16 protein-coding genes and 1 pseudogene are annotated in these 22,296 nt (G+C 68.8%); 15 read left to right on the top strand and 2 right to left on the bottom strand.

Annotated features, from left to right (window positions below; genetic code table 11):
• Positions 1-554 precede the first annotated feature (554 nt).
• From cobA to AC3AP7_RS07905, 5 genes and pseudogenes are all read left to right on the top strand, one after another.
• Entirely contained in the window at positions 555-1,364 is an 810-nt protein-coding gene (cobA, locus tag AC3AP7_RS07925) for a uroporphyrinogen-III C-methyltransferase (protein ID WP_475764196.1), read from the top strand.
• A 168-nt stretch (positions 1,365-1,532) separates the two neighbouring features.
• Positions 1,533-2,009, top strand: a complete 477-nt coding sequence (locus AC3AP7_RS07920) for an Hcp family type VI secretion system effector (protein WP_475768033.1) — start codon at positions 1,533-1,535, stop codon at positions 2,007-2,009.
• Position 2,010: 1 nt separating this feature from the next.
• Positions 2,011-2,403, top strand: coding sequence for a DUF3592 domain-containing protein (locus AC3AP7_RS07915; protein WP_475764198.1), 393 nt, complete (start codon positions 2,011-2,013; stop codon positions 2,401-2,403).
• On the top strand, positions 2,400-2,978 hold the full coding sequence (locus tag AC3AP7_RS07910; RefSeq protein ID WP_488324821.1) for a hypothetical protein: 579 nt from the start codon (positions 2,400-2,402) through the stop codon (positions 2,976-2,978). The genes AC3AP7_RS07915 and AC3AP7_RS07910 overlap by 4 nt, the downstream gene beginning before the upstream one ends.
• Before the next feature lie 75 nt (positions 2,979-3,053).
• A pseudogene (locus AC3AP7_RS07905) lies at positions 3,054-3,209 on the top strand (IS630-like element ISCARN39 family transposase); the annotation flags it as partial.
• 146 nt (positions 3,210-3,355) lie between these two features.
• On the opposite strand, the gene AC3AP7_RS07900 reads toward AC3AP7_RS07905, so the two are convergent.
• Together AC3AP7_RS07900 and AC3AP7_RS07895 are read right to left on the bottom strand one after the other, a co-directional pair.
• A complete protein-coding gene (locus tag AC3AP7_RS07900) occupies positions 3,356-4,756 on the bottom strand; it encodes an MFS transporter (protein ID WP_475764202.1) in 1,401 nt (466 codons plus the stop codon).
• 22 nt (positions 4,757-4,778) lie between these two features.
• Positions 4,779-5,600 carry a type IV pili methyl-accepting chemotaxis transducer N-terminal domain-containing protein gene (locus AC3AP7_RS07895; RefSeq protein ID WP_475768035.1) on the bottom strand — a complete coding sequence of 274 codons (822 nt, stop codon included), beginning with the start codon at positions 5,598-5,600 and terminating at the stop codon, positions 4,779-4,781.
• 832 nt (positions 5,601-6,432) lie between these two features.
• Here AC3AP7_RS07895 and AC3AP7_RS07890 point away from each other — a divergent pair.
• From AC3AP7_RS07890 to AC3AP7_RS07845, 10 genes are all read left to right on the top strand, one after another.
• Positions 6,433-7,938, top strand: coding sequence for an MDR family MFS transporter (locus AC3AP7_RS07890; RefSeq protein ID WP_475764204.1), 1,506 nt, complete (start codon positions 6,433-6,435; stop codon positions 7,936-7,938).
• A 219-nt stretch (positions 7,939-8,157) separates the two neighbouring features.
• Positions 8,158-8,724, top strand: coding sequence for an acyloxyacyl hydrolase (locus AC3AP7_RS07885; protein WP_475764205.1), 567 nt, complete (start codon positions 8,158-8,160; stop codon positions 8,722-8,724).
• Positions 8,725-8,925: 201 nt separating this feature from the next.
• Positions 8,926-9,291, top strand: a complete 366-nt coding sequence (locus AC3AP7_RS07880) for a hypothetical protein (protein WP_475764207.1) — start codon at positions 8,926-8,928, stop codon at positions 9,289-9,291.
• Between the two features lie 371 nt (positions 9,292-9,662).
• A complete protein-coding gene (locus AC3AP7_RS07875) occupies positions 9,663-10,901 on the top strand; it encodes a cyclic nucleotide-binding domain-containing protein (RefSeq protein ID WP_475764209.1) in 1,239 nt (412 codons plus the stop codon).
• Between the two features lie 120 nt (positions 10,902-11,021).
• Positions 11,022-11,786: a flagellar motor protein gene (locus tag AC3AP7_RS07870; protein WP_475764211.1), complete on the top strand. Its 765-nt coding sequence runs from the start codon at positions 11,022-11,024 to the stop codon at positions 11,784-11,786.
• A gap of 37 nt (positions 11,787-11,823) precedes the next feature.
• On the top strand, positions 11,824-12,543 hold the full coding sequence (locus AC3AP7_RS07865; protein WP_475764213.1) for an OmpA/MotB family protein: 720 nt from the start codon (positions 11,824-11,826) through the stop codon (positions 12,541-12,543).
• Positions 12,544-12,730: 187 nt separating this feature from the next.
• Complete coding sequence (locus AC3AP7_RS07860; RefSeq protein WP_475764215.1) at positions 12,731-14,092, top strand: TAXI family TRAP transporter solute-binding subunit; 1,362 nt, start codon at positions 12,731-12,733, stop codon at positions 14,090-14,092.
• A 445-nt stretch (positions 14,093-14,537) separates the two neighbouring features.
• A complete protein-coding gene (locus tag AC3AP7_RS07855) occupies positions 14,538-15,827 on the top strand; it encodes an efflux RND transporter periplasmic adaptor subunit (RefSeq protein ID WP_475764217.1) in 1,290 nt (429 codons plus the stop codon).
• An 18-nt stretch (positions 15,828-15,845) separates the two neighbouring features.
• Positions 15,846-18,962 carry an efflux RND transporter permease subunit gene (locus tag AC3AP7_RS07850; RefSeq protein WP_475764219.1) on the top strand — a complete coding sequence of 1,039 codons (3,117 nt, stop codon included), beginning with the start codon at positions 15,846-15,848 and terminating at the stop codon, positions 18,960-18,962.
• A complete protein-coding gene (locus tag AC3AP7_RS07845) occupies positions 18,959-22,276 on the top strand; it encodes an efflux RND transporter permease subunit (protein ID WP_475764221.1) in 3,318 nt (1,105 codons plus the stop codon). The genes AC3AP7_RS07850 and AC3AP7_RS07845 overlap by 4 nt, the downstream gene beginning before the upstream one ends.
• Positions 22,277-22,296: the final 20 nt, after the last annotated feature.

Below are 22,296 nucleotides of genomic sequence, written 5' to 3'. Positions count from 1 at the left end.
GCTCGCTCGCCGGACCTTCGTTGATCCGGCGCATCGTTTAATGCAAGGGCCGTGCCATCGACGCGCACCGCCGCGCAGGGCCCGCCCCGCCGGCCGCGACGGGAACCGCGTGCGGCACGCAGGCGCGGCGCCGTCGCCGGCGCGATGCATTTCGAGGCAGCCCGGCACAACAATGGTGCGACGCAGCACCCGTTGCGTGCAGGCGGTCTGCGTCATGGGCGACCCGGCGGGGTGTGCGGAGGGGGTGTGCGTAGTGCGCGCGAGGGACGGCGCGGGCGGAGCGGTAATCGCGAGCGACGCGCGCCCCGCTCGCCACGAAGCTGGCGCGGATGTTGCAGCGTTCGCCGTGCGCGGCAACGGTGCCTGCGCACCGGCGCATGCCCGTCCCGCCCGCTCACGCGCGGCGCACGTCGCGCGCCGGCCCGATTCGGAACCCACCCGAGGACAATGGCGTCCCCTCGTCGAGCATGACGGGCGCGCGCCATTCGATTCCGGCCCCGCACCGCCGCGACACGCAGGGGAGGTCCGCGTCCCGACGACTCGCAGGTCATCGCATGGAACAGGACATCTCGACACCCCCCGCCGCGCGCGGCAAGGTCACGCTGCTGAGCGCGGGCCCCGGCGACCTCGATCTGCTCACGCTGCGCGCCGCGCGGCTGCTCGCGAGCGCCGACGTCGTGCTGCTGGACGATCTCGTCAATCCGGACATCGTCGCGCTCGCGCCGCAGGCGCGTATCGTGCGCGTCGGCAAACGCGGCGGGTGCCGCTCGACGCCGCAGGCGTTCATCGAGCGTCTGATCCTGCGCCATGCACGCGCGGGCAAGCACGTGATGCGCGTCAAGGGCGGCGACGCGCTGCTGTTCGGCCGCGCCGGCGAAGAACTCGCGCCGCTGCGGCGCGCGGGCATTGCGTTCGAGATCGTCAACGGCGTGTCGGCCGGCTTTGCGGCCGCGGCCGCGCTCGGCATCTCGCTCACGCATCGCGACCATTGCCAGGGCGTCACGTTCGTGACCGCCCATCTGCGCGACGACAGCGAGCCCGACTGGGCCGCGCTCGCCGCCGCCGGCACGACGCTCGCGATCTACATGGGAATGAGCCGGATCGGCCGGATCTGCACCGCGCTGATGAACACGCTGCCGGGCAGCACGCCCGCCGCCGTCGTGCAGTCGGCGGGCAGCGCGGGCGCGCGTCATCTGCTCGCGCCGCTTGCCGCGCTCGCCGCGCGCGCGGGCGAAGCCGGATTCGGCAGCCCGGCCGTAATCCTCGTCGGACACGCGATCGGCGAAGCGATGGCCGGCCTGCCGGACGCGGCGCTCGCCGGCGTGGACGACGATCGTGACGATCAGGCGCGGCGGCGCGCATGACGTGTTGCGCGTCTGGCTGTTGCACGATCGCGGCTCGCGATGGATGGCATTTCCCTGACTTGTCCGATTTTGATTGTGGTTTTGATTGTGGTTTTGATTGTGGTCGATGGACATTCCTCTGCGTTTGGTGTCCACTCGCCTGTTTATCGCACGAACGGGTGGGTGCGTATGTCGGATATGTTCATCAGGATTGACGGCATTGCAGGTGAGGCGCAGGACGCCATTCATCAAGGCGAGATTGATGCTACGGGCTGGCAGTGGAAAATGAGTCAGCAGTCCTCCATGATGTCGGGGTCCGGTGGCGGCGCGGGCAAGGCCACAGTCAACGATCTGGAGTTCGTCCACGCGATTGATCGCGCCAGCCCCAATCTGATGCGCTACTGCCTGACGGGTCGCCATATCCCGAAGGCGGTGCTTAGCGTGCGAAAAGCAGGTGGCCTGCCTTTCGAATTCCTCAAGATCACGTTGGGCGACGTGGTGATTACCGGCGTCGAACCCACTGCGGCTGCGGGCAAGTATTGGGAGCGCGTGACGCTTTCGTTCGCTCGCGTGAAGCAGGAATACACCGTCCAGGATCAATTGGGAACGTCCAAAGGAACCGTGACGGCCCAGTTCGACATCAAAGAAAACATCGAAAAAAAGTAGCATGCCCAAGTTCAACTACCTGGCATTGACGGTTGGCGGCGCGGTGGCGATCGGGGCTGCGTATTCCGCCTGCAGCACGCTCGACTATATCGGCTCGACCCGGACGGCAGACGGGGTGGTGGTCGCCACGCCAATCGGCCCGCATCACCCGCATGTCGTCTTCACGGATGTCAACGGGAACAAGGTCACGTTTTCCGCGAATGGCGACATTTCCCAGGACGTAGGGGATCGGGTGGCCGTTCGATACCGCCAGGAGAACCCGGAGCGCAGCGCGAGGCTTGATACGTTCGGAAGCCTTTGGATGAATACGCTGATGCTGACGGTAGTGTCCGCGCTTTTCATCATTGCTGGTGTGCGCAACGTTCCGTTTCGGGGATGGGAGAACAGACAGTGATCCCTATCCGGAAAGAAAGCGCATGGACTTTCGACACCCGTGCGGGTGGCGGCGGCGGTCTTGGAGACTTTGCTGCCTCGAAGGGCATGTTCGCGCTGAAAGACCCAAAGGGGATTTCGCAGCGATTCAACTACGGTGGAGCGGGATTGGGCTTCTCCACGTCACTTTCGGGGCTGCTGCGCAAGCCGGAGTTGGCGCTTCCAAAGATCACGCTTCACGGGCATGAACTCAGCCTCACGGGCGCTACGGTCGCCTTCCCGAGCAGTGGCACAGTCTATGTCACAGAAGGCTGTCGCGGCCCCGACCTCACGATCGAGCAACTGCAAGGCCCTACGGTCTACTACGATCTCGCAGTAGGCTGGCTCCGGGGCTACAGTTGGACGATGATGATCCTGGGCGTGAACCAGGAACTGATGGAGGTGGGCGTCATGTTGTGGCCCGCGTGGGAAATGGCAATGGCCTTGGCGCCGGCCGTGATTTTCATGCAGGGACAAAACGAGGGCTTGCAGCAAGGCGGTGGCTTTGACGGGATGTTGGGAGAGGTCCACTACGCAGGCCCGTATAGCGACCGGTGACGCGCCGACCTCCAGAATGCAAAAGCCCCTTTCTTTTCAGCGGGCTTTCCAGGGGAATCATTGAGACTTATTAAAAATAGGAGCCGCATCGTACGCGAATACCTCGACAGCACGAACGGCGCCGTACAGATGGCCCTGCTGCCCGGTTACGCGCCCGATCTGAAGCCGGCCGAATACCTCCGGGCCGGGCTCAAGCGGCACGCCCTGGTCAACTTTTGTTCCAACAACCTGCAAAGAAAAGCAGGTGCCGCCCCGCACGGGGGCAACCCAGGCAAACCAGGCAACCCAGGCAAACCAGCAAGAAAACAGGGAAACGCCGCCCGTCGCGAGACCTCCCTCGCTTCGGATACCCCCCTGCCGCGCAACGAACGCGCGGATCACGCGCCGCTGTCGATACGGACCGCGGCCTGCAGCGGCACCGGCGCCGCCGCTGCGCTGTCGGCCGGCAACGCCCACGCGAGCCAGCGCGCGCGATGCAGCACGACCAGCGCGAACGCGACGGCCGCGATTGCGCCGAACGTCGCGAAGCCCATCTGGTAGCTGCCGGTGCTTTCCTTCGCGATGCCCATGATGACCGGCAGATAGAAGCCGCCGATGCCGCCCGCCGCGCCGACGATGCCCGACATCAGCCCGGTGCGCCCCTTCCACCGCTGCGGCACCAGCTGGAACGTCGCGCCGTTGCCGAGACCGAAGCACAGATAGGTCGCCACCAGCAGCGCAATGCCCGCCGGCAGCGGCGGCATCCACGCAGCGAACGCGAAGTCGCACAGCGAGATGCCGGCCAGCAGCAGCACCAGCGCGCGCACCCCGGAGATGCGGTCGGCCACCCAGCCGCCCACCGGCCGCACCATCGCGCCGGTGAACGCGAGCAGCGACATGCACAGGCCCGCATCGAGCTTCGGCAACTGGTAGAGCGACACGAGCAGCGTCGTCACATACGACGACATCCCGACGAAGCCGCCGAACGTGATGCTGTAGACGAGCATCACGACCCACGTATCGCCTTCGGACAGCACGCTGCGGTAGTGCTTCGGCAGCACCGCGATCGCGAGCAGCGCGCCGAGCACCGGCAGCAGCAGCACGCCGGTCCTGCCGGCGCCGAACACGCCGGCATGCACCGCGAGCACGAGCGCGAGGAGCCCGGCGAGTGTCGCCGCGAAGCTCGCGAACGCCCGCCGCGCGCTGCCCGACTTGACGCCGAGATCCTTTGCCCAGAACAGCAGCGCGACGGCCGCAAGCGCGAGCAGCGGCAACGCGGCGCCCGCGGCGCGGGTCCAGCCGTAATGGGCGGCGAGGCCCGGAAACAGGAAGCCGTCGAGCACCGCGCCGATGTTGCCCGCCGCGGCAAGCCCCAGGACCAGACCCTGCACCTTCGGCGGATAGTTGCTGCCGGCCATCGGCAACGCAACTGCGAAGCTCGCGCCGCCGACGCCGAGGAAAACGCCGAGTACGAGCAACATCAGATACGACGGCGTGCCCGGCGCGAGCAGCAGCACCACCGGCGGCAGCGCCGACAGCGCCACGCCGAGCAGCGCGACGCGCCGGCCGTCGCAGGCCTGGTAGAGGTTGCCGAGCGTGACCCGCAGGATCGCCGCGGCCAGCACCGGCACCGCCACGAGAAAGCCCAGCTGCGCGGGCGACATCGCGATGTCCTTGTGGATGAACGGGGCCAGCGGGCCGAGCATCACCCACACGGTGAAGCCGGTATCGAAATACAGGAAGCACGCGAGCAGCGCGCGCCAGTTACCGCTCGTCAACGAATTCAGCAGATGTCTCATGGCCTGGTCTCGCAAGGGGAAGTTAAGGGTGGATGCGAACGGCGCCCGCGCGCCGCTGTGCAAGGGGCTGCGCCGGCGCCTCGGCGCCGCGCGGGTCGACGACGCGCTGGATCAGCGCGTCCATTTCCTTGATGATGTCGGCGAGCACCGTCGTGATCACCGCGAATTCGCGGCCGTAATGGCCGGCGCGCGCGGCCGAGATGCGCGCGTTCAGCGCGACGAGGTTCGCCTGCATCGAAATGCCTGCCAGCCGCTCGGCGATCTCGTTCTGGCGCCTGCGCGCGGCCGCCTCGACGCCGCGCATCTCGTGCTGGTAAGCGAGCGTGATGTCCTGCAGCAGCGCGAGCAGCGGGCTCGCCTGCGCGACGAGACCGGCCACCGCGGCCCGCCCGCCGGCCTCGCCGGCCGGGTCGGCGGCGTTCGCGCTGTTGGCGTTTTTCGCGCTGTTCGCGCGGTCGGCCTTGCCGACCTTGTTGACTTCATTTGCCGCGTTGGCCTTGCTGGCGGCCGCTTCGATGGCGAGCGCCGCGAGCGCGGCCTCGACGCTGTCGATGAAGCGCCGCACCTGCTCGTGCGCGCGGCGGCCGCCGAAATACAGCTCGCGCAGCGCGGCGGAAAAGACGCCGGGCAGGCGCGTATCGCCATCGACCAGTTGCGTGTGCGTCTGCGCGAACGTCGCAAGACTGTCGCGCGCCACGTCGAGCGCGCCCGGCTCGCCGTGCGACGCAAGCAGCACGTGCAGCACGATGCGCTGCGACAGCATCCGCTGACGGCCCGCCAGATTGATCAGTTCGCCAATCAGCTCGGCGCAGACGCTCTGTGCGCCGGCGGGCGGCGTCGGCATCGCGCGCACCGCGGGCCGTCCGGCGGCGAGTTCCAGGGTGGTCGACATAAGGTTCTTTGCGCTCCATGCCCTGCCCGCGCGCGAGGAACGCGGCGCGGGCAGGACAAAAAAAAGCGTCCCGGGCGCCCGTTGCCGGCCTTCGCGCATGCGAAGACGCAACAGGTGCCCGGGACGCCGTTGTCCCGGCGGGCAACCCGGTCGGGGCGGCCCAGATGGCGATGCGATACGTCGAAGCCGTCGTTGGCCTCGCCGCGGATCATGCAATAGCCGTGCCACCGTTGTGCGCTGCCGCACGCGGCACCGCCGTCGGCACGGCGCGTCCTCGCCTGCGCGCGATGACCCGCGATAAACCGCACGTCGCGCGGCGGGGTTCGCGCGCCCGGCGCAACGGGGGATGCCGGATCGCTGCGGTCTGCTCCGGCCCGCTGCGGTCCGTTCCGATTCAGGGGCCGCGTCCCGGCGCACACCGGCCCCGACGACCTCGCCCGCAGCCCCCGGCGCCCGTGGCGCACGCGCCGCCGCGGCGCGGCGATGGCCCGACCTGGTGCACCGCGATGCCGCGTTGCACCATCATCTGGCACGCGGACTGGGGCGCTTGTGTGGCTTGTGTGGCTTGTGTAGCTTCGCGGCCCGCGCGACCTGTTGCCCTGCCCGGCTCGCCTGGCTCGCGTTTCTCGCGTGGCCCACATCGCCTGCGCCGCCTGCGCGGCCCACGCCCCACATCTCCCCGTTGTCAGCCCGAAAGCGGCTTTCGCGCGGAAGCGGTAACATCGGCGCCTTGATTCACGTGCGGCGACGCAACGCGCCGCGCGCCACCCTCTTGTTCATCCCCATGTCACACCATCCGAAGACCCGGCGCTCGCTCGTGATCGCATCGATCATGGCGTCGATGGCCATGGTCGCGATCGAGGCGACGATCGTCTCGACCGCGATGCCGCAGATCGTCACGCAGCTCGGCGGGCTGCATCTCTACAGCTGGGTCTTCTCGTCGTTCCTGCTTGCGCAGACGGCGATGACCGTCGTGTTCGGCAAGCTCGCCGATCTCTACGGACGCAAGCCCACCGTGCTCGCCGGCATCGCGATCTTCCTCGCGGGCTCGCTCGGCGCCGGCTTCGCCTGGTCGATGCCGGCGATGATCGTGTTCCGCCTGATCCAGGGCGTCGGCGCGGGCGCGATCCAGCCGGTCACGCTGACGATCGTCGGCGATCTGTATCCGGCGCACGAGCGCGGCAAGATCCAGGGCTATCTCGCGAGCGTGTGGGCGATCGCGGCCGTCATCGGGCCGATGGCCGGCGGGCTGCTGATCCGCGATCTCTCGTGGTCGTGGATCTTCTGGATCAACGTGCCGATCGGCATCGCGTCGGCGTTCGGCTTCGTCGCGTTCCTGCACGAGCACGAGGCGCACACGCGGCCGTCGATCGATTTCGCCGGCGCCGCGCTCTTCACGCTCGCGATCGGCGCGCTGATGCTCGGCCTCACCGACGCAAGCGACGCCGGCGCGAGCAGCACGCGGGTGCTCGCGGAGTTCGCGCTGAGCGCGATCGGCGGCGTGCTGTTCGTGCTGCAGGAGCGGCGCGCGCCCGACCCGATGATCTCGTTCGCGCTGTGGGCGCATCGTCCGATCGCCGCGAGCAACGTCGCGACGGTGCTCTCGGGCATGGCGCTGATGGGCCTCACGAGCTTCCTGCCGATGTACGTGCAGGGGGTGCTCGCGCGCTCGCCGGTCGTCGCCGGCCTCGCGCTGACGATGATCATGCTCGGCTGGCCCGCCGGCGCGACCTTCACCGCGCGCACGTTCCACCGGCTCGGGCTGCGCCGCACGATGCTCGGCGGCAGCGTGTTCCTGCCGCTCGGCGCGGTGTTCTTCGCCACCCTCGGGCCGCACAGCTCGCCGGTGATGGCCGGCATCGGCTCGCTGGTGATGGGGCTCGGCATGGGGATCACGAGCCTCGCGGCGCTGATCCTGATCCAGGAGATCGTGCGGCCGTCCGAGCGCGGCAGCGCGACCGCGTCGAACCTGTTCTCGCGCAATCTCGGCAGCACGCTCGGCGCGGCGATGTTCGGCGCCGTGCTGAACTACGGGCTCGCGCATGCGCCGGGCGCGCACGCGATCGACCCCGGCGCGCTGCGGCAGCTGCTCGACGCGGCATCGGGCGCGGGCGGCGCGCCCGCGCCGGGCACCGCCACCCCGGCCGATGCCGCGGTGCGGCTGGTGCTGCATCACTCGCTGCACCTGACCTTCTCGTCGATCCTGCTGATCGCGCTGCTGGCGGTCGCGGCGCTGCTGTTCGTGCCGGCCGTGAAGCTCGCGCCGGTACGCGCGGTCGGCGCAGGCTGAGGACGCCGCCAGCCGCGCAGGGCTCGGCCCATCGGCGCGTGCATGCGCGCGCGCACGCACGCTGCAAGCAGAACCCGACCATGCCATGATGCACGGCAATCGTGGCAGCGACCGCGCGCAAGGGCCAGGCGCCGGCCTGTCGCATCGGCCGGCGGCCCGGGCCGAACCCGCGCCCCTCGCGGCCCCTGCGCCCCGAATCGGAACACAGCCGGATTTCGCATGCGAACGGATCAACGGACGTCGTCAGGGAAATGGTTGCGCGCGGCCATCTTTTGCGTCCTCGCACTCGGCAGCCTGCCCGCGCGCGCCGGCTCGTTCGGCATCCAGCTGGCGGGCGGCGTCGCCGATCACGGCATCAAGAAGGGCGACCTCGGTCTCGCGTGGAATCCGGGGTTGACCTGGTGGGCCATCGGCGGCTATCACTTCACGCTGGTGGGCGAGGCGCACGTGGGCTACTGGGACATTTTCGAAAGCGGCGCGTCCCACCCGAACATCTGGGAGTTCGGCCTCACGCCGATGGTGCGCTTCATCCGCAGCAGCGGCTGGCTGAGGCCGTACATCGAGGCGGGCATCGGTCTGCGGATGCTGTCGCACGTGCGCGAGACGAGCGAGCGCACGTTCTCGTCGTCGTTCCAGTTCGCCGACACGGTGGGCGTCGGCGCGGCGTTCGGCGCGCACCAGCAGTACCTCGCCGGCTTTCGCTTCCAGCACGTCTCCAATGCCGGTCTCGAACACCCGAACCCCGGCGCCAATTTCAGCGAAATCTACCTGCAATACAACTTCTGACGCGCCGCGCGTACGACGCCGTACACCGCCGGCAACAGGTATTCCAGTTTGCATGCGGCGCGTGCTATCGTTGAGTTGCCCGCCGTTGCCCCCGCGCGAGGTCCAGACGGGGGCGCGCGGACCGGTTCGCGCGGCCGCCGGCAGGCAGCGGTCGGCCAGCGGAAGCGCAACCGCATGCCACTCATCGTAGCGAGCGTTGCCATGAGCGATGTACGCCTTCATCTGAGCCCACGCGATCGCGTGGAACTGCTGTGCTGGCTCACCTGCGGGAGCCTTGGCGCCTACTACCTGAACGAAGCCTGGCCCGAGCCGTCGTTTCACGTGCAGGCGGCCCACAAGTGGCTCGACCGTCACCAGCGGGAAGCCGACTGGCTCGCGATCGCGCGGCTCTCCGCGCTCGCGGTCGACATCGCGCGCCAGCACGCGCGCTTCGTCGACGCCGACTGGGCGCGCGAAGCCGTCGAAGAAATTCTCGATACCGACGACCTGAACCTCGACGCCCGGCTCGTCGTCCAGGTGCTGAGCGACTGCGAACGCGCGCTGGCCGACAAGCGCATCGCCGACTGAGCGCCGCGCCGGCGCACGCAAACGTTGTCCGGACGCAATTGTCAGACGAGTGGCGCGCGGTATCATTGCTTAGTTTTACTGATTATCTGGCTGCGCCGATGCCGGACGCGCGCGTGTCCTGCCGTTTTCTGCCGGCGCACGCGCCGCCAGGCCGCGCCGGCACCAGGGGATTTCCCTGCCGGTACGCCACGCCCCAGCGGCCGGCGCGCCCCCTCGCCCGCGTGCGGCGCGCGCGGCCGCGCGCCGCTAAAGAATTCGCGCCGCGCGCCGTTAGCCCGGATATGAGGACACACCGGCACGCGCCGGGCAGAGCCGGACACCAGAACGAACATCAGCACGCACAGCGTGTCGCCATACCGCGGGGAATCACCTTGAATCAGCAAAACTCGTCCAGATCGCGCACCGCGGCACCGGGTGAAATCATCTACTCGGAAGGCTATGTCGGCACGGCATCGCTCTTCGTGATCGCCGACGGCAAAGTCGAACTCTCCACCCAGGCCGACGAGAAACGCGTCGTGCTCGCGACGCTCGGCAAGGGCGAGATTTTCGGCGAATCCGCGCTGCTGCCCTCGGAACCGCGCGGCTCCACCGCCAAGGCGCTCACCTTCTGCCGGCTCACCGAAATCGAAACCAGCATCGTCGAGCAGGAACTCGAACGCCTGTCGCCGCTGCTGCGGCACCTCGTGCGCACGCTGATCCGCCGCGGCAAGCGCAAGGACGACCAGCTCGCCACCTACACGCACGCGGACTTCCTGCCGGGCGTGCTGTCGTACGCGAACGTGCTCGCGCTGATGGGCGCCGCCGTCGAGCGCGAGCCGCGCACGCGGCGCGCGCAGAGCGAGGAAGTCGCGGTGCCGCTCGCCGACGTCGTGAAGAAGTGCCGCGCGATCGCCGGCCACTCGCGCCTGCACGTGATGGCGATGCTCAAGCGGATGGAAAAGCTCAACCTGATCTCGTTCGAAGCGGGCCGCCCGGACTTCGCGAGCAAGGGCACGTCGGGCTACGCGGGCGAGGAAAACGCCGGCGGGCGCCACATGGTCGCGTTCGACCCGGTGCGGATCACCGAGCGCGCGCAGCAGGTCGCCGACCACGATCTCGACATCGCGATCACCGGCGAGCTCGAACTGATCGAGCTGGCGGACCTGGAGGCGCTGATCGGCGTCGAGCGGCAACTGATCCTGAAGAAGCTGTCGCATTCGGAAATCGCCGAGGACATTTTCGCGTTCCGCAAGACCCGCGTGCTGAACTACGTCGAAGAGCACGGCACCGCCTACTTCTCGCGGCGCAAGGCGCGCGCGGCGAGCGAGCTCGAATCGCTCGGCGATCTCGAGTTCGTCGACCAGCGCACGCTGTTCGACGCGGTCAGCGCATTCGATACCTACGATCTCGCGAAGCTGATGTCGTCGCTTGCCGACGGCGCGATCGCCGAACGGCTGCTCGCCGCGATGAGCCAGGCGCGGCAGAACGAGATTTCGTGGATCATGCGGCGCGACGTCAAGGTCGATCCGCTGGAGATTCCGGAGATCGAGCAGCGCTTCATCGACCTCGTACGCAGTCTGAAGGCGCCGCCGCCGGCCGCGGCCGCGCCGCTCGGCCACAACGCCGGCTAGCCGGAATGCGGCGGCCCGCGTGCAGCGCGGCGCCGCCGCATTCCGGCGACCGGGCGCGCGGTGCGGCGCGCGGCGGCACGCACCCGCCCCCTCTCTCACGATGCACTTTCGAGCTTGAGCATGGATATCCTGACCCTGTGCGGCGCGCTTGTCGGCGTGGCTGCGATTGTCGGCGGCTTCGCGCTGGAGGGCGGACGCTTCGCGTCGCTGTTCCAGCTCGAAGCGCTCGTCATCGTGCTGGGCGGCACGATCGGCGCGGTGATGGTGCAGAACACGTGGCGCCGCTTCGCGGACGGCGTGCGGCAGCTGCGCTTCGCGTTCCGGCCCGCCCGGCCGGTCGACCGGCAGAGCCTGTCGGTGCTGCTCGAATGGGGGCACAGCGCGAAACTGAACGGCATGCTCGCGTTCGAGTCGATGGACGTGAACGGCATTCATCCGTTCGCGCGGCGCGGCCTCGAACTGATCGCCAACGGCGTGCCGACCGCGGTGATCGAGGACGCGCTGCAGCGCGAGCTCGACGCGTACGAGCGCAATCACATGGCGGCCGCGCGCATCTGGCTGCAGGCGGGCGGCTACGCGCCGACCTTCGGGATCCTCGGCGCGGTGCTCGGGCTGATCCAGGTGACGGGCCACATCCTGGAGCCGGCGCGCCTCGGCGCGGGCGTCGCGGTGGCGTTCGTGACGACGCTCTACGGGCTCGCGCTCGCGAACGTGCTGTTCCTGCCGATCTACGGCAAGATCAAGGCGCAGGTCGACAACGAGCTGCGCTACCGCAAGCTCTACTTCGACGGGCTGCTGGCGATTTCGCGGCGCGAATCGCCGCAGACGATCGAGACCCGCCTGACCGCCGAGACGCGCGAACGCGCAAGCGCGCAGCTCGCGTGACGCCCCCGTCCCCCCTTATGTTTTCGAGGCCTGCGTCATGACGACACTGACGGGCAAACCGGGCGGCAAACCGGGTGGCAAGCCGAACCCGAAGCTCGACGACGAAGCCGATGCGCATCCCGAACGCTGGCTGCTGTCGTACTCCGATCTGGTCACGACGCTGATGGTGCTGTTTCTCGCGCTGTACGCGATCCAGCTCGCGCAGGACCGTCAGCGCGACGCACGCGATCTGCGGACCGCTCGCCCGGCTGCGGCGGCCGGCGCGGCCGCGCCGGCCCGGGCAAGCGCCGGCCTGACCCCGCAGCCGTCGCCCGCGCAGTGGCGCGCGCGCGCCGCGCTGCTCGGCGAGCTGCACGTGCTGCGCGACGCGGGGCAGATCCGCCTCGACGAGCGGCCCGACAGCGTCGAGATCGCGATCAACGCGAAGATCCTGTTCCGCGCCGGCGACGCACACCTGCTGCCGGACGCCGACCCGGTACTCGACCGGATCGCGGGCGCGCTGAAAGACCACACGACGCGCGATATCTACGTCGAAGGCCACACCGACAGCACGCCGATCTCGAATGCGATGTACGCGTCGAACTGGGAGCTGTCGTCGGCGCGCGCGGGCGCGGTGGTGCGCTACCTCGTCGAACGCGGCATCGAACCGCACCGGCTCGCGGCAATCGGCCGCGCGGACAACGTGCCGCTCGTGCTCGGCGACGACGCCGCCGCGCGCGCGGCGAACCGCCGCGTGACGATCCTCGTGCGGTACTGAGCGGGGTTGGGCGGGGTTGGGCCGCATCGAGGCGCATGAGGCGCATGCCGCGCATGGGGCGCATACCGCGCATTGAGGCGCACGCGGCGCATCCAGGCGCACGCGGCCGCGCGCCCCCCGCACCTGCTACGCTAGCAGCACCGCCGAAGCGGGCGCCCCCGCGCCCCGCCCTGTCCACGGAGCGCCCATGCGCGAGCGACGCCATCGCCCCCCGCCCTTTCCCGCCGAGCATTCGCACGCGGACCTGCGCGACCTGACGCTGACCTTCGCGCCGCTCGCCGTGCTGGTCGCGGTGCTCGTGACGCTGGTGGTCTGGCTCGTCGATCCCGCGCCGCCGCACACCATCACGATCAGCGCCGGTCCGCGCGACAGCGCGTTCACCGTCGCCGCCGACGCCTACCGCGCGATCCTCGCGCGCAACGGCATCACGCTGAAGGTGCTCCATTCGGACGGCTCGCGGCAGAACCTCGAACGCCTGCTCGACCCGAAGCAGCACGTCGACATCGCGCTCGTGCAGGGCGGCGTGTCCGACGGGCTCGACACGGCGTCGCTGATGTCGCTCGGCAACCTGTTCTACGACCCGGTCGTGGTGTTCTATCGCGGCAGCGGACTCACGAGCCTCGCGCAGCTCGAAGGCCGGCGCATCGCGATCGGCCGCCCCGGCAGCGGCACCCGCGTGCTCGCGCTGAAGCTGCTCGACGCGAACGGCATCGATCCCGGCGGCGATACCCCGCTGCTGCCCGACGACGGTCTGCAGGCCGCGACGAAACTCGTCTCCGGCACGCTCGACGCGGCGATCCTGAACGGCGATTCGGCCACCCGCGCGCTGATGCTGCGGCTGCTGCGCGTCCCGGGCATCTCGGTGCTGAATTTCGACGAGGCGCGCGCGTACACGCGCATCTTCCCGTACCTCGACGAAGTAGACCTGCCGCCCGGCGTGCTCGACCTGCGCCACCGGATCCCGCCCGACACCGTCCATCTCGTCAGTCCGACGGTCGAGCTGGTCGCGCGCCGCACGCTGCATCCGGCGATCTCCGACCTGCTGATCGAAGCCGCCCAGGAAGTGCACGGCCGCCCCGGGCTGCTGCAGCGCGCGGGCCAGTTTCCGAACCCGCAGGAGCGCGAGTTCCCGGTCAGCGAGGACGCGCAGCGCTACTACCGGACCGGCAAGAGCTTCCTGTACCGCAGCCTGCCGTTCTGGCTCGCGAGCGTGGTCGACCGCACGCTGGTGCTGCTCGTGCCGCTGGCGGTGCTGCTCGTGCCCGCGTTGCGGGTGATTCCGGCGCTGTACCGCTGGCGCGTGCGCTCGCGGATCTACCGCTACTACGGCTCGCTGATCGCAATCGAGCGCGAGGCGCTGAAGGAGCCGTCGCAGGCGGAGCGCCGCGCGCTGTTCGGCGAACTCGACCAGATCGAGGCCGCGCTGAACGAGCTGCGCATGCCGCTCGCGTATGCGGACGCGTTCTATGTGCTGCGCGAACACGTCGGTTTCGTGCGCGCGCGGCTCGCGCGGGCCGCACCGTCCGGGGATGGCGAGGTGCGCGCGTGAAGCGCCTCTTTTTTCTTTCGTTTCCCTTTCGCTGGCGGCGGCTGCGTAACACGGTGAAATGGTTTTCACATCCGCTGTGACCCGCAATCCTGGAGGGCACTGTAAACTTCGCCGCTAGCGAATGATCTGCTGATTGTTCATGTGCGCGCGGATGTGCGCCCTCGCGGCCGCGCCGGGGTCGACCGCCGTGTCATGGCCCCGGTCGGGCAGCATGCCGCGCCGTGCTGCCGTCCGTCAGGCCCGCATGCGGGCGTGCGGGCGTGCGGTCGTGCGGGCGTGACAAGGTGCGGGAAACATGGCATGTTGCGCGGGCAATCGCGCTCATGCCGCGCGGGCGCGGTACAGACGTGGCAATGCGAGGTGCATGGCCGGCGCCGCGCATGCCTGCTGCACCGCGTGAGCCGCAGCATCCACCGCAATCCCTGTTCAGTTTTCGGAGAGTCTTATGAGCGAAGCCGGGTCCACTCAGCCGAAGCGCCGGAACCGCTGGCCCGTCGTGTTCGGCGTGATCGTGCTGGCACTGGCCGCGCTGGTCGTGTTCCACCTGCTGCACCGCAAGAAGCCGGCGCGCGGCGCGGCCGCGCAGGTCGTCACGGTCGCCGCCGCGCAGCGGGGGGCGATGCCCGTCGAGCTCAACGAGCTCGGCACGGTCACGCCGGTCGCCACCGTCACGGTGCTGCCGCAACTGAGCGGCTACCTGACCGAAGTCGGCTATCAGGAAGGCGAGGAGGTCAGGAAAGGCCAGTTCCTCGCGCAGATCGATCCGCGCCAGTACGAGATCTCGAAGCAGCAGGCCGAGGCCCAGCTCGCGAAAGACCAGGCGTCGCTCGCACAGGCGCGCTCCGACCTCGCGCGCTACACGCTGCTGTACAAGAACAAGTCGATCGCCGAGCAGACCTACACCGACCAGCAGTTCCTCGTCCAGCAGGATGCCGCCGCGGTGAAGTCGGACCTCGCGAACATCGCGCAGTACACGCTCGACCTCGAATACTGCCGGATCACCGCGCCGGTGGCCGGACGCGTCGGCCTGCGCCTCGTCGACCCGGGCAACTACGTGACGGCCTCGTCGTCCACCGGCATCGTCGTGATTACCACCGTCAAGCCCACCACCGTCCAGTTCACGGTGCCGCAGGACCAGCTCGCCGCGATCGTGCAGCGCATGAACAGCGGCGCGAAGCTGCCGGTCACCGCGCTCAGCAGCGACAACTCGAAGGAAATCGCCACCGGCACGCTGTACGCGGTCAACAACCAGATGGCCACGTCGACCGGCACCGTCACGCTGCGCGCCACCTTCCCGAACGACGACGAAGCGCTCTTTCCGAACGAATTCGTCAATGTGAAGCTGCTGGTCGACACGATGCAAAACGCGCTGCTCGTGCCGACGCCGGCGGTCCAGACCGGCGCGCCCGGCGACTACGTGTTTCTCGTGAACGCGAACGACACCGTCTCGGTGCGCAAGGTCACGCTCGGCCCGAGCGACGGCAAGGACACGGTGATCCTGTCGGGCCTCGCGGCCGGCGACCGGGTCGTCACCGACGGCACCGACCGCCTGAGCGACGGCGCGCACATCCGCCCCGCCGCGCCGGCCGCCGCATCGGGCGCCGCGGCGGCGTCCGATGCGTCCGGTGCGTCTGCCACGCCGGCCGCCGCGGGCGCGAGCGGCGCGCACGGCCATCGCCACGGGGCGCACGGCGCGTCCGGCGCCCACGCCGCTTCCGCCCACGCCGCCTCGTAGCCGCCCGCCGCCGCGCCGATGAATATCTCCCGTCTGTTCATTCTCCGGCCCGTCGCGACGGTGCTGCTGATGATCGCCCTCGTGCTGGTGGGCCTCATCGCGATCCGCGTGCTGCCGGTCTCGTCGCTGCCGAACGTCGACTATCCGACCATCCAGGTGCAGACCTTCTACCCGGGCGCGAGCCCGGACGTGATGGCCACCACCGTGACCGCCCCGCTCGAGGTGCAGCTCGGCGAAATTCCGGGTCTGCAGCAGATGACCTCGTCGAGCTCCGACGGCGCATCGGTGATCACGCTGCAGTTCAACCTGTCGCTCAACCTCGACGTCGCCGAGCAGGACGTCCAGCAGGCCATCAACGCCGCCAACAGCTTCCTGCCGTCCGGGCTGCCGGCGCCGCCGACCTACGCGAAGGTCAATCCGGCCGACCAGCCGATCCTCACGCTCGCGGTCACGTCGGACTCGATGTCGCTCACGCAGTTGCAGGACGCGGCGAACAACCGCCTCGCGACCAAGATTTCCGAGGTCGCGGGCGTCGGCGTCGTGACGACCGCCGGCGGCAACGTGCCGGCCATCCGGGTCGAGGCCGACCCGCAGAAGCTCGCTGCCTATGGGCTGAACATCGACGACCTGCGCACGCTGCTCAGCTACGTGAACGTGAGCCAGCCGAAAGGCAACTTCGACGGCCCGAAGCTCGACTACACGATCAACGGCAACGACCAGATCAGCGACCCGAAGGACTACCTGAACACCGTCGTCGCGTACCAGAACGGCGCGCCGGTATTCATGCGCGACATCGCGCGGGTCACCTCGGCCGCGCAGAACGTCGAGCAGGGCGCGTGGTACAACGGCACGCCGGCCATCGTGCTGAACGTGCAGCGCCAGCCGGGCGCGAACGTGATCAAGACCGTCGACCAGATCAAGCTCGAACTGCCGCAGCTCGAATCCACGCTGCCCGCGGGCATGAAGGTGACGATCGTCTCCGACAGCACCGGTATCATCCGCGCGTCGGTGCGCGACGCCGCGCTCGAACTCGTGCTCGCGATCGTGCTGGTGGTCGCGGTGATCTTCGTGTTCCTGCGCAACGTGCCGGCCACGATCATTCCGAGCGTCTCGGTGCCGGTCTCGCTGATCGGCACGCTCGCGGTGATGTACCAGCTCAACTACTCGATCGACAACCTGTCGCTGATGGCGCTCATCATCGCGACCGGCTTCGTCGTCGACGACTCGATCGTGATGATCGAGAACATCGTGCGCTACCTCGAGGAAGGCATGACGCCGATGCAGGCCGCGCTCAAGGGCGCCGGCCAGATCGGCTTCACGATCCTGTCGCTGACGGTCTCGCTGATCGCGGTGCTGATTCCGCTGCTGTTCATGGGCGGCGTGATCGGGCGGCTCTTCAGCGAGTTCGCGGTGACGCTCGCGGTGACCATCGTGCTGTCGGCGGTCGTCTCGCTGACGGTCGTGCCGATGATGTGCGCGCGCATCCTGCGCGCGCGCGCCGAGCGCCATCCGAGCCGCTTCGAGCGCATCAGCGAGGGGCTGTTCGAGCGCACGCTCGCCGCTTACGAGCGCGGCCTGCGGTGGGTGCTCGATCACCAGCGCCTCACGCTGCTGGTGGCGGTGGGCACCGTCGCGCTCACGGGCATCCTGTACGTGGTGATTCCGAAGGGCCTGTTCCCGGTGCAGGACGTCGGAGTGATCCAGGGCATCTCGGTGGCCGACAACTCGGTGTCGTACAAGGCGATGGTCGCGCGCCAGAGCGCCCTCGCCAGCGCGATCCTGAAGGACCCGGACGTCACGTCGCTTACCTCGTATGTCGGCATCGACGGGATCAACACGACGCTGAACCACGGCCGCTTCCTGATCGACCTGGCGAGCAAGGACAAGCGCTCGTCGAGCGCCGCGGAAATCGCCCGGCGCCTGCAGCAGGAAACCGCCGACGTGCCCGGCATCAAGCTGTACGTGCAGCCGGAGCAGGACCTGACGCTCGACACGACGGTGTCGCCGAACCAGTACAGCTTCGTGCTGCGCGGGCCGAACCAGCAGGCCTTCAACCAGTACGTGCCGGCGCTGATCGCGCGGATGAAGCAGATCACGTCGATCACGGACGTGACGAGCGACCTGAACGTCGACGGCAACGCGGTGTACGTCGACGTCAACCGGCAGCTCGCCGCGCGCTTCGGCATCACGCCCGCGACCATCGACAACGCGCTGTACGACACGCTCGGCCAGCGCATCGTGTCGACCATCTTCGAGCAGTCCGACCAGTACCGGGTGATCCTCGTCGCGAAGCCGGAGTCGCTGCCGACCGTCCAGTCGATCGGCAACCTGTACCTGCCGAGCCAGACGAGCAGCAGCGGCCAGGTGCCGCTCTCCGCGATTGCGCAGATCCGCACGGAGAAGTCGCCGCTCGTCATCAGCCATCTCGCGCAGTTCCCGGCCGTCACGATCTCGTTCAACCTCGCGAAGGACGCGTCGCTCAGTGCGGCGGTGTCGCAGATCCGCGCCGCCGAGCAGGCCACCCATCTGCCGCCGTCGATCACCTCGTCGTTCCAGGGCGCCGCGCAGGCATTCGAAGATTCGCTGTCGAGCGAGGTGTACCTGCTGCTCGCCGCGCTGGTGGCCGTCTATATCGTGCTCGGCGTGCTGTACGAAAGCTTCATCCATCCGGTGACGATCCTCTCGACGCTGCCGTCGGCCGGCATCGGCGCACTGCTCTCGCTGATGCTCGCCGGCAACGATCTCGACGTGATCGGCATCATCGGCATCGTGCTGCTGATCGGCATCGTCAAGAAGAACGCGATCATGATGGTCGACTTCGCGCTCGAAGCGGAGCGCGAGCACGGCAAGTCGCCGCGCGACGCGATCTTCGAGGCGTCGATGCTGCGCTTCCGGCCGATCCTGATGACGACGCTCGCGGCCATGCTGGGCGCGCTGCCGATGCTGCTCGGCACCGGCACGGGCTCGGAGCTGCGCCAGCCGCTCGGCCTCGCGATCATCGGCGGGCTCACGCTCAGCCAGCTGCTCACGCTGTTCACGACGCCGGTGATCTACCTGTTCTTCGATCGCCTCGCGCGGCGCTTCGGGCGTAAAGGCCGCGGCGGCGAAACGGATGCGGCGCAGGGGGCGTCTTGAACATCCCGGCGCTCTTCATCCGGCGGCCGGTTGCGACCACGCTGCTCGCGATCGCCATCCTGCTCTCGGGAGTCCTCGCGTACTTCCGGCTGCCGGTCGCGCCGCTGCCGAACGTCGCCTACCCGGTCATCGTCGTGCAGGCGAGCATGGCCGGCGCGAGCCCGGACATCATGGCCTCGACGGTGGCCGAGCCGCTCGAACGGCGTCTCGGCACGATCGCCGACGTGAGCGAGCTGACCTCGATCAGCTCGGTCGGCTCGTCGATGATCGTCGTGGTGTTCGGGCTGAACCGCGACATCAACGGCGCGGCGCGCGACGTCGAAGCGGCGATCCAGGCCGCGCGCGCGGACCTGCCGACCACGCTGCGCAGCAACCCGAACTACCGCGAGTACAACCCGGCCGATGCGCCGGTGATGGTGCTCGCGCTCACCTCGGACACGCTCACGAAAGCGCAGCTCTACGACTCGGCCGACTCCGTGATCCAGCAGCAGCTGTCGCAGGTGCAAGGCGTCGGCCAGATCACGCTCGGCGGCGGCGCGCTGCCCTCGGTGCGCGTCGAGCTGCAGCCGGGCAAGCTCAACAGCTACGGCATCGGCCTCGAAGACGTGCGCGCGGCGATCAGCGCGGCCAACGCGGACAGCGCGAAGGGCCACCTCGACATCGGCAGCCAGCGCTATGTCGTGCTGTCCAACGACCAGATCACGCATGCGGCGCCCTATCGCAACCTCGTGATCGCGTACCGCCACGGCGCGCCGGTGCTGCTGCGCGACGTGGCCGACGTGCGCGACTCGAACGAGAACATCCGCAACGCGGGCCTGTTCAACGGCAAGTCGGCCGTGCTCGTGATCGTCTATCCGATGCCGGGCAGCAACGTCGTGAAGACGGTCCAGCAGATCCGCTCGGTGCTGCCCGCGATCGAGGCGACGCTGCCGAGCAGCGTGCACGTGAACGTCGCGATCGACCGCTCGGAGTCGGTGCGCGCGTCGGTCACCGATACCGAGCGCACGCTGTTCATCGCGATGCTGCTGGTGGTCGGCGTCGTGTTCATCTTCCTGCAGTCGCCGCGCGCGACCCTGGTGCCGGCGGTCGCGCTGCCGCTGTCGGTGATCGGCACGTTCGGGCCGATGTACCTGCTCGGCTACAGCATCGACAACCTGTCGCTGATGGCGCTGACGGTCGGCACCGGCTTCGTCGTCGACGACGCGGTGGTCGTGCTCGAAAACGTCGTGCGCCACCTCGAAGCCGGCATGAGCCCGCGGGAGGCCGCCATCAAGGGCAGCGGCGAGGTGGCGTTCACCGTGGTCTCGATGAGCCTGTCGCTGATCGCGGTGTTCCTGCCGATCCTGCTGATGCCGGGCATCGTCGGGCTGCTGTTCCACGAGTTCGCGGTCACGCTGTCGATCGCGATCCTGATCTCGCTCGTGATCTCGCTCACGGTCACCCCGGCGATGTGCGCGTACGCGCTCAGCCGCCAGCACGCCGGACACTCGCAGCGCCGCTGGGCGCGCTGGACCGAGCGCCAGTTCGAGCGCTTCAGGAATGCGTATGCACGCTCGCTCACGCTCGTGCTCGACCACTCGCTGCTGGTGATCCTCGTGCTCGGCGCGCTGCTGGTGCTGAACGTGTTCCTGTTCCGGCTGCTGCCCGCCACCTTCTTCCCCGAACAGGACACGGGCATCCTGATCGGCCAGATCATCGCCGACCAGAGCATCTCGTTCTCCGCGATGGAAAAGAAGCTCGCTCAACTGCAGGCGATCGTGCAGAAGGACCCCGCGGTGCAGTCGGTCGCGGGCTTCACCGGCGGGCGCGCGCTCAATACCGCGAACGTGTTCATCGAGCTCAAGCCGCTCGCCGAGCGGCACGTGTCCGCCACCGAGGTCGTGAACCGGCTGCGGCCGAAGCTCGATGCGGTGTCCGGCGCACGCCTGTTCCTGCAGGCGCAGCAGGACCTGCGCATCGGCGGCCGGCAGTCGGCGGCCGAGTACCAGTACACGCTCACGAGCGACGACGCGGCCGCGCTCTACAAGTGGACGCCGAAGCTCGTCACCGCGCTCGGCAAGCACCGCGACGCCGTGCTCGACGTGAACTCGGACCTGCAGCAGCACGGGCTGCAGACCTACCTCACCTACAGCCGCACGACGGCCGCGCGCTACGGCTTCGCGCCGAACCAGCTCGACAGCGTGCTGTACGACGCATTCGGCCAGCGCACCGTGTCGACGATCTATAACGCGCTGAACCAGTACTTCGTCGTCATGGAGGTCGCGCCCGAGTACTGGCAGTACCCGCAGTCGCTCGACCGGATCTACGCGAGCACGGCGGCCGGCAACCCGGCCGGCACCGCGCAGACGCAGATGCCGGGCAGTACCGTGAAGGGCACGACGACGAGCGAAGCCAGCACGTCGACCAATGCGCTGAACGCGAACGCGCAGGCCAACGCGACCACCAACAGCATCTCGAACAGCCGCGGCGGCAGCTCGACCGGCAGCGCGGACAGCACGTCGGCCGAAACGATGGTGCCGCTGCTCGCGATGCTGCACGCGTCGAACAGCCATACCGCGACCCAGGTGAACCACCAGAGCGGGCTCGTCGCCGGCACGATCTCGTTCAACCTGCCCACCGGCGGCTCGCTCAGCAAGGCGGCCGTCGCGATCCAGCAGGCGGAGCGCGAGATCGGCATGCCGGCCAGCGTGCACGGCGCGTTCGCCGGCGCCGCGCAGGCGTTCGCGCAGTCGATGGGCACGATCCCGCTGCTGATCCTCGCGGCGCTGTTCGTGGTCTACACGGTGCTCGGCGTGCTGTACGAGAGCGCGGTGCATCCGCTCACGATCCTGTCGACGCTGCCGTCGGCCGGCATCGGCGCGACCCTCGCGATGCTGATTTTCGGCACGCCGTTCTCGGTGATCGCGATGATCGGCATCATCCTGCTGATCGGCATCGTGAAGAAGAACGGCATCATGATGGTCGACGTCGCAATCGTCCTGCAGCGCACCGAAGGGATGAACGCGCGCGACGCGATCCACGAAGCGGCCGTCGTGCGGCTGCGCCCGATCATGATGACCACCGCCGCCGCGGTGCTCGGCGCCGTGCCGCTCGCGGTCGGCATCGGCCAGGGCGCGTCGCTGCGCCAGCCGCTCGGGATCACCGTGATGGGCGGCCTGATCCTGAGCCAGCTGTTCACGCTGTACACGACGCCGGTGATCTACCTGTATCTCGATCGCCTGCGCGGCCGGCTCGCGCGCTGGTCGGCCACGCTGCCGTGGAACCGGCAGCCGCCGCAGGCGGGCGAACCGGGTCAACCGGATACGAAGGCCTAAGATGACGATTTCCCGCACAC

It is taken from the genome of Paraburkholderia sp. PAMB 6770 (assembly GCF_057748135.1).
This window is presented reverse-complemented; position numbering and strand designations above follow the sequence as displayed.

Excerpts from the sequence above, each read along its gene's own strand:
- cobA (WP_475764196.1), top strand. The coding sequence starts at position 555 with ATGGAACAGGACATCTCGACACCCCCCGCCGCGCGCGGCAAGGTCACG.
- AC3AP7_RS07920 (WP_475768033.1), top strand. The coding sequence starts at position 1,533 with ATGTCGGATATGTTCATCAGGATTGACGGCATTGCAGGTGAGGCGCAG.
- AC3AP7_RS07915 (WP_475764198.1), top strand. The coding sequence starts at position 2,011 with ATGCCCAAGTTCAACTACCTGGCATTGACGGTTGGCGGCGCGGTGGCG.
- AC3AP7_RS07900 (WP_475764202.1), bottom strand. The coding sequence starts at position 4,756 with ATGAGACATCTGCTGAATTCGTTGACGAGCGGTAACTGGCGCGCGCTG.
- AC3AP7_RS07895 (WP_475768035.1), bottom strand. The coding sequence starts at position 5,600 with ATGCCGACGCCGCCCGCCGGCGCACAGAGCGTCTGCGCCGAGCTGATT.
- AC3AP7_RS07890 (WP_475764204.1), top strand. The coding sequence starts at position 6,433 with ATGTCACACCATCCGAAGACCCGGCGCTCGCTCGTGATCGCATCGATC.
- AC3AP7_RS07885 (WP_475764205.1), top strand. The coding sequence starts at position 8,158 with ATGCGAACGGATCAACGGACGTCGTCAGGGAAATGGTTGCGCGCGGCC.
- AC3AP7_RS07880 (WP_475764207.1), top strand. The coding sequence starts at position 8,926 with ATGAGCGATGTACGCCTTCATCTGAGCCCACGCGATCGCGTGGAACTG.
- AC3AP7_RS07870 (WP_475764211.1), top strand. The coding sequence starts at position 11,022 with ATGGATATCCTGACCCTGTGCGGCGCGCTTGTCGGCGTGGCTGCGATT.
- AC3AP7_RS07865 (WP_475764213.1), top strand. The coding sequence starts at position 11,824 with ATGACGACACTGACGGGCAAACCGGGCGGCAAACCGGGTGGCAAGCCG.
- AC3AP7_RS07860 (WP_475764215.1), top strand. The coding sequence starts at position 12,731 with ATGCGCGAGCGACGCCATCGCCCCCCGCCCTTTCCCGCCGAGCATTCG.
- AC3AP7_RS07855 (WP_475764217.1), top strand. The coding sequence starts at position 14,538 with ATGAGCGAAGCCGGGTCCACTCAGCCGAAGCGCCGGAACCGCTGGCCC.
- AC3AP7_RS07850 (WP_475764219.1), top strand. The coding sequence starts at position 15,846 with ATGAATATCTCCCGTCTGTTCATTCTCCGGCCCGTCGCGACGGTGCTG.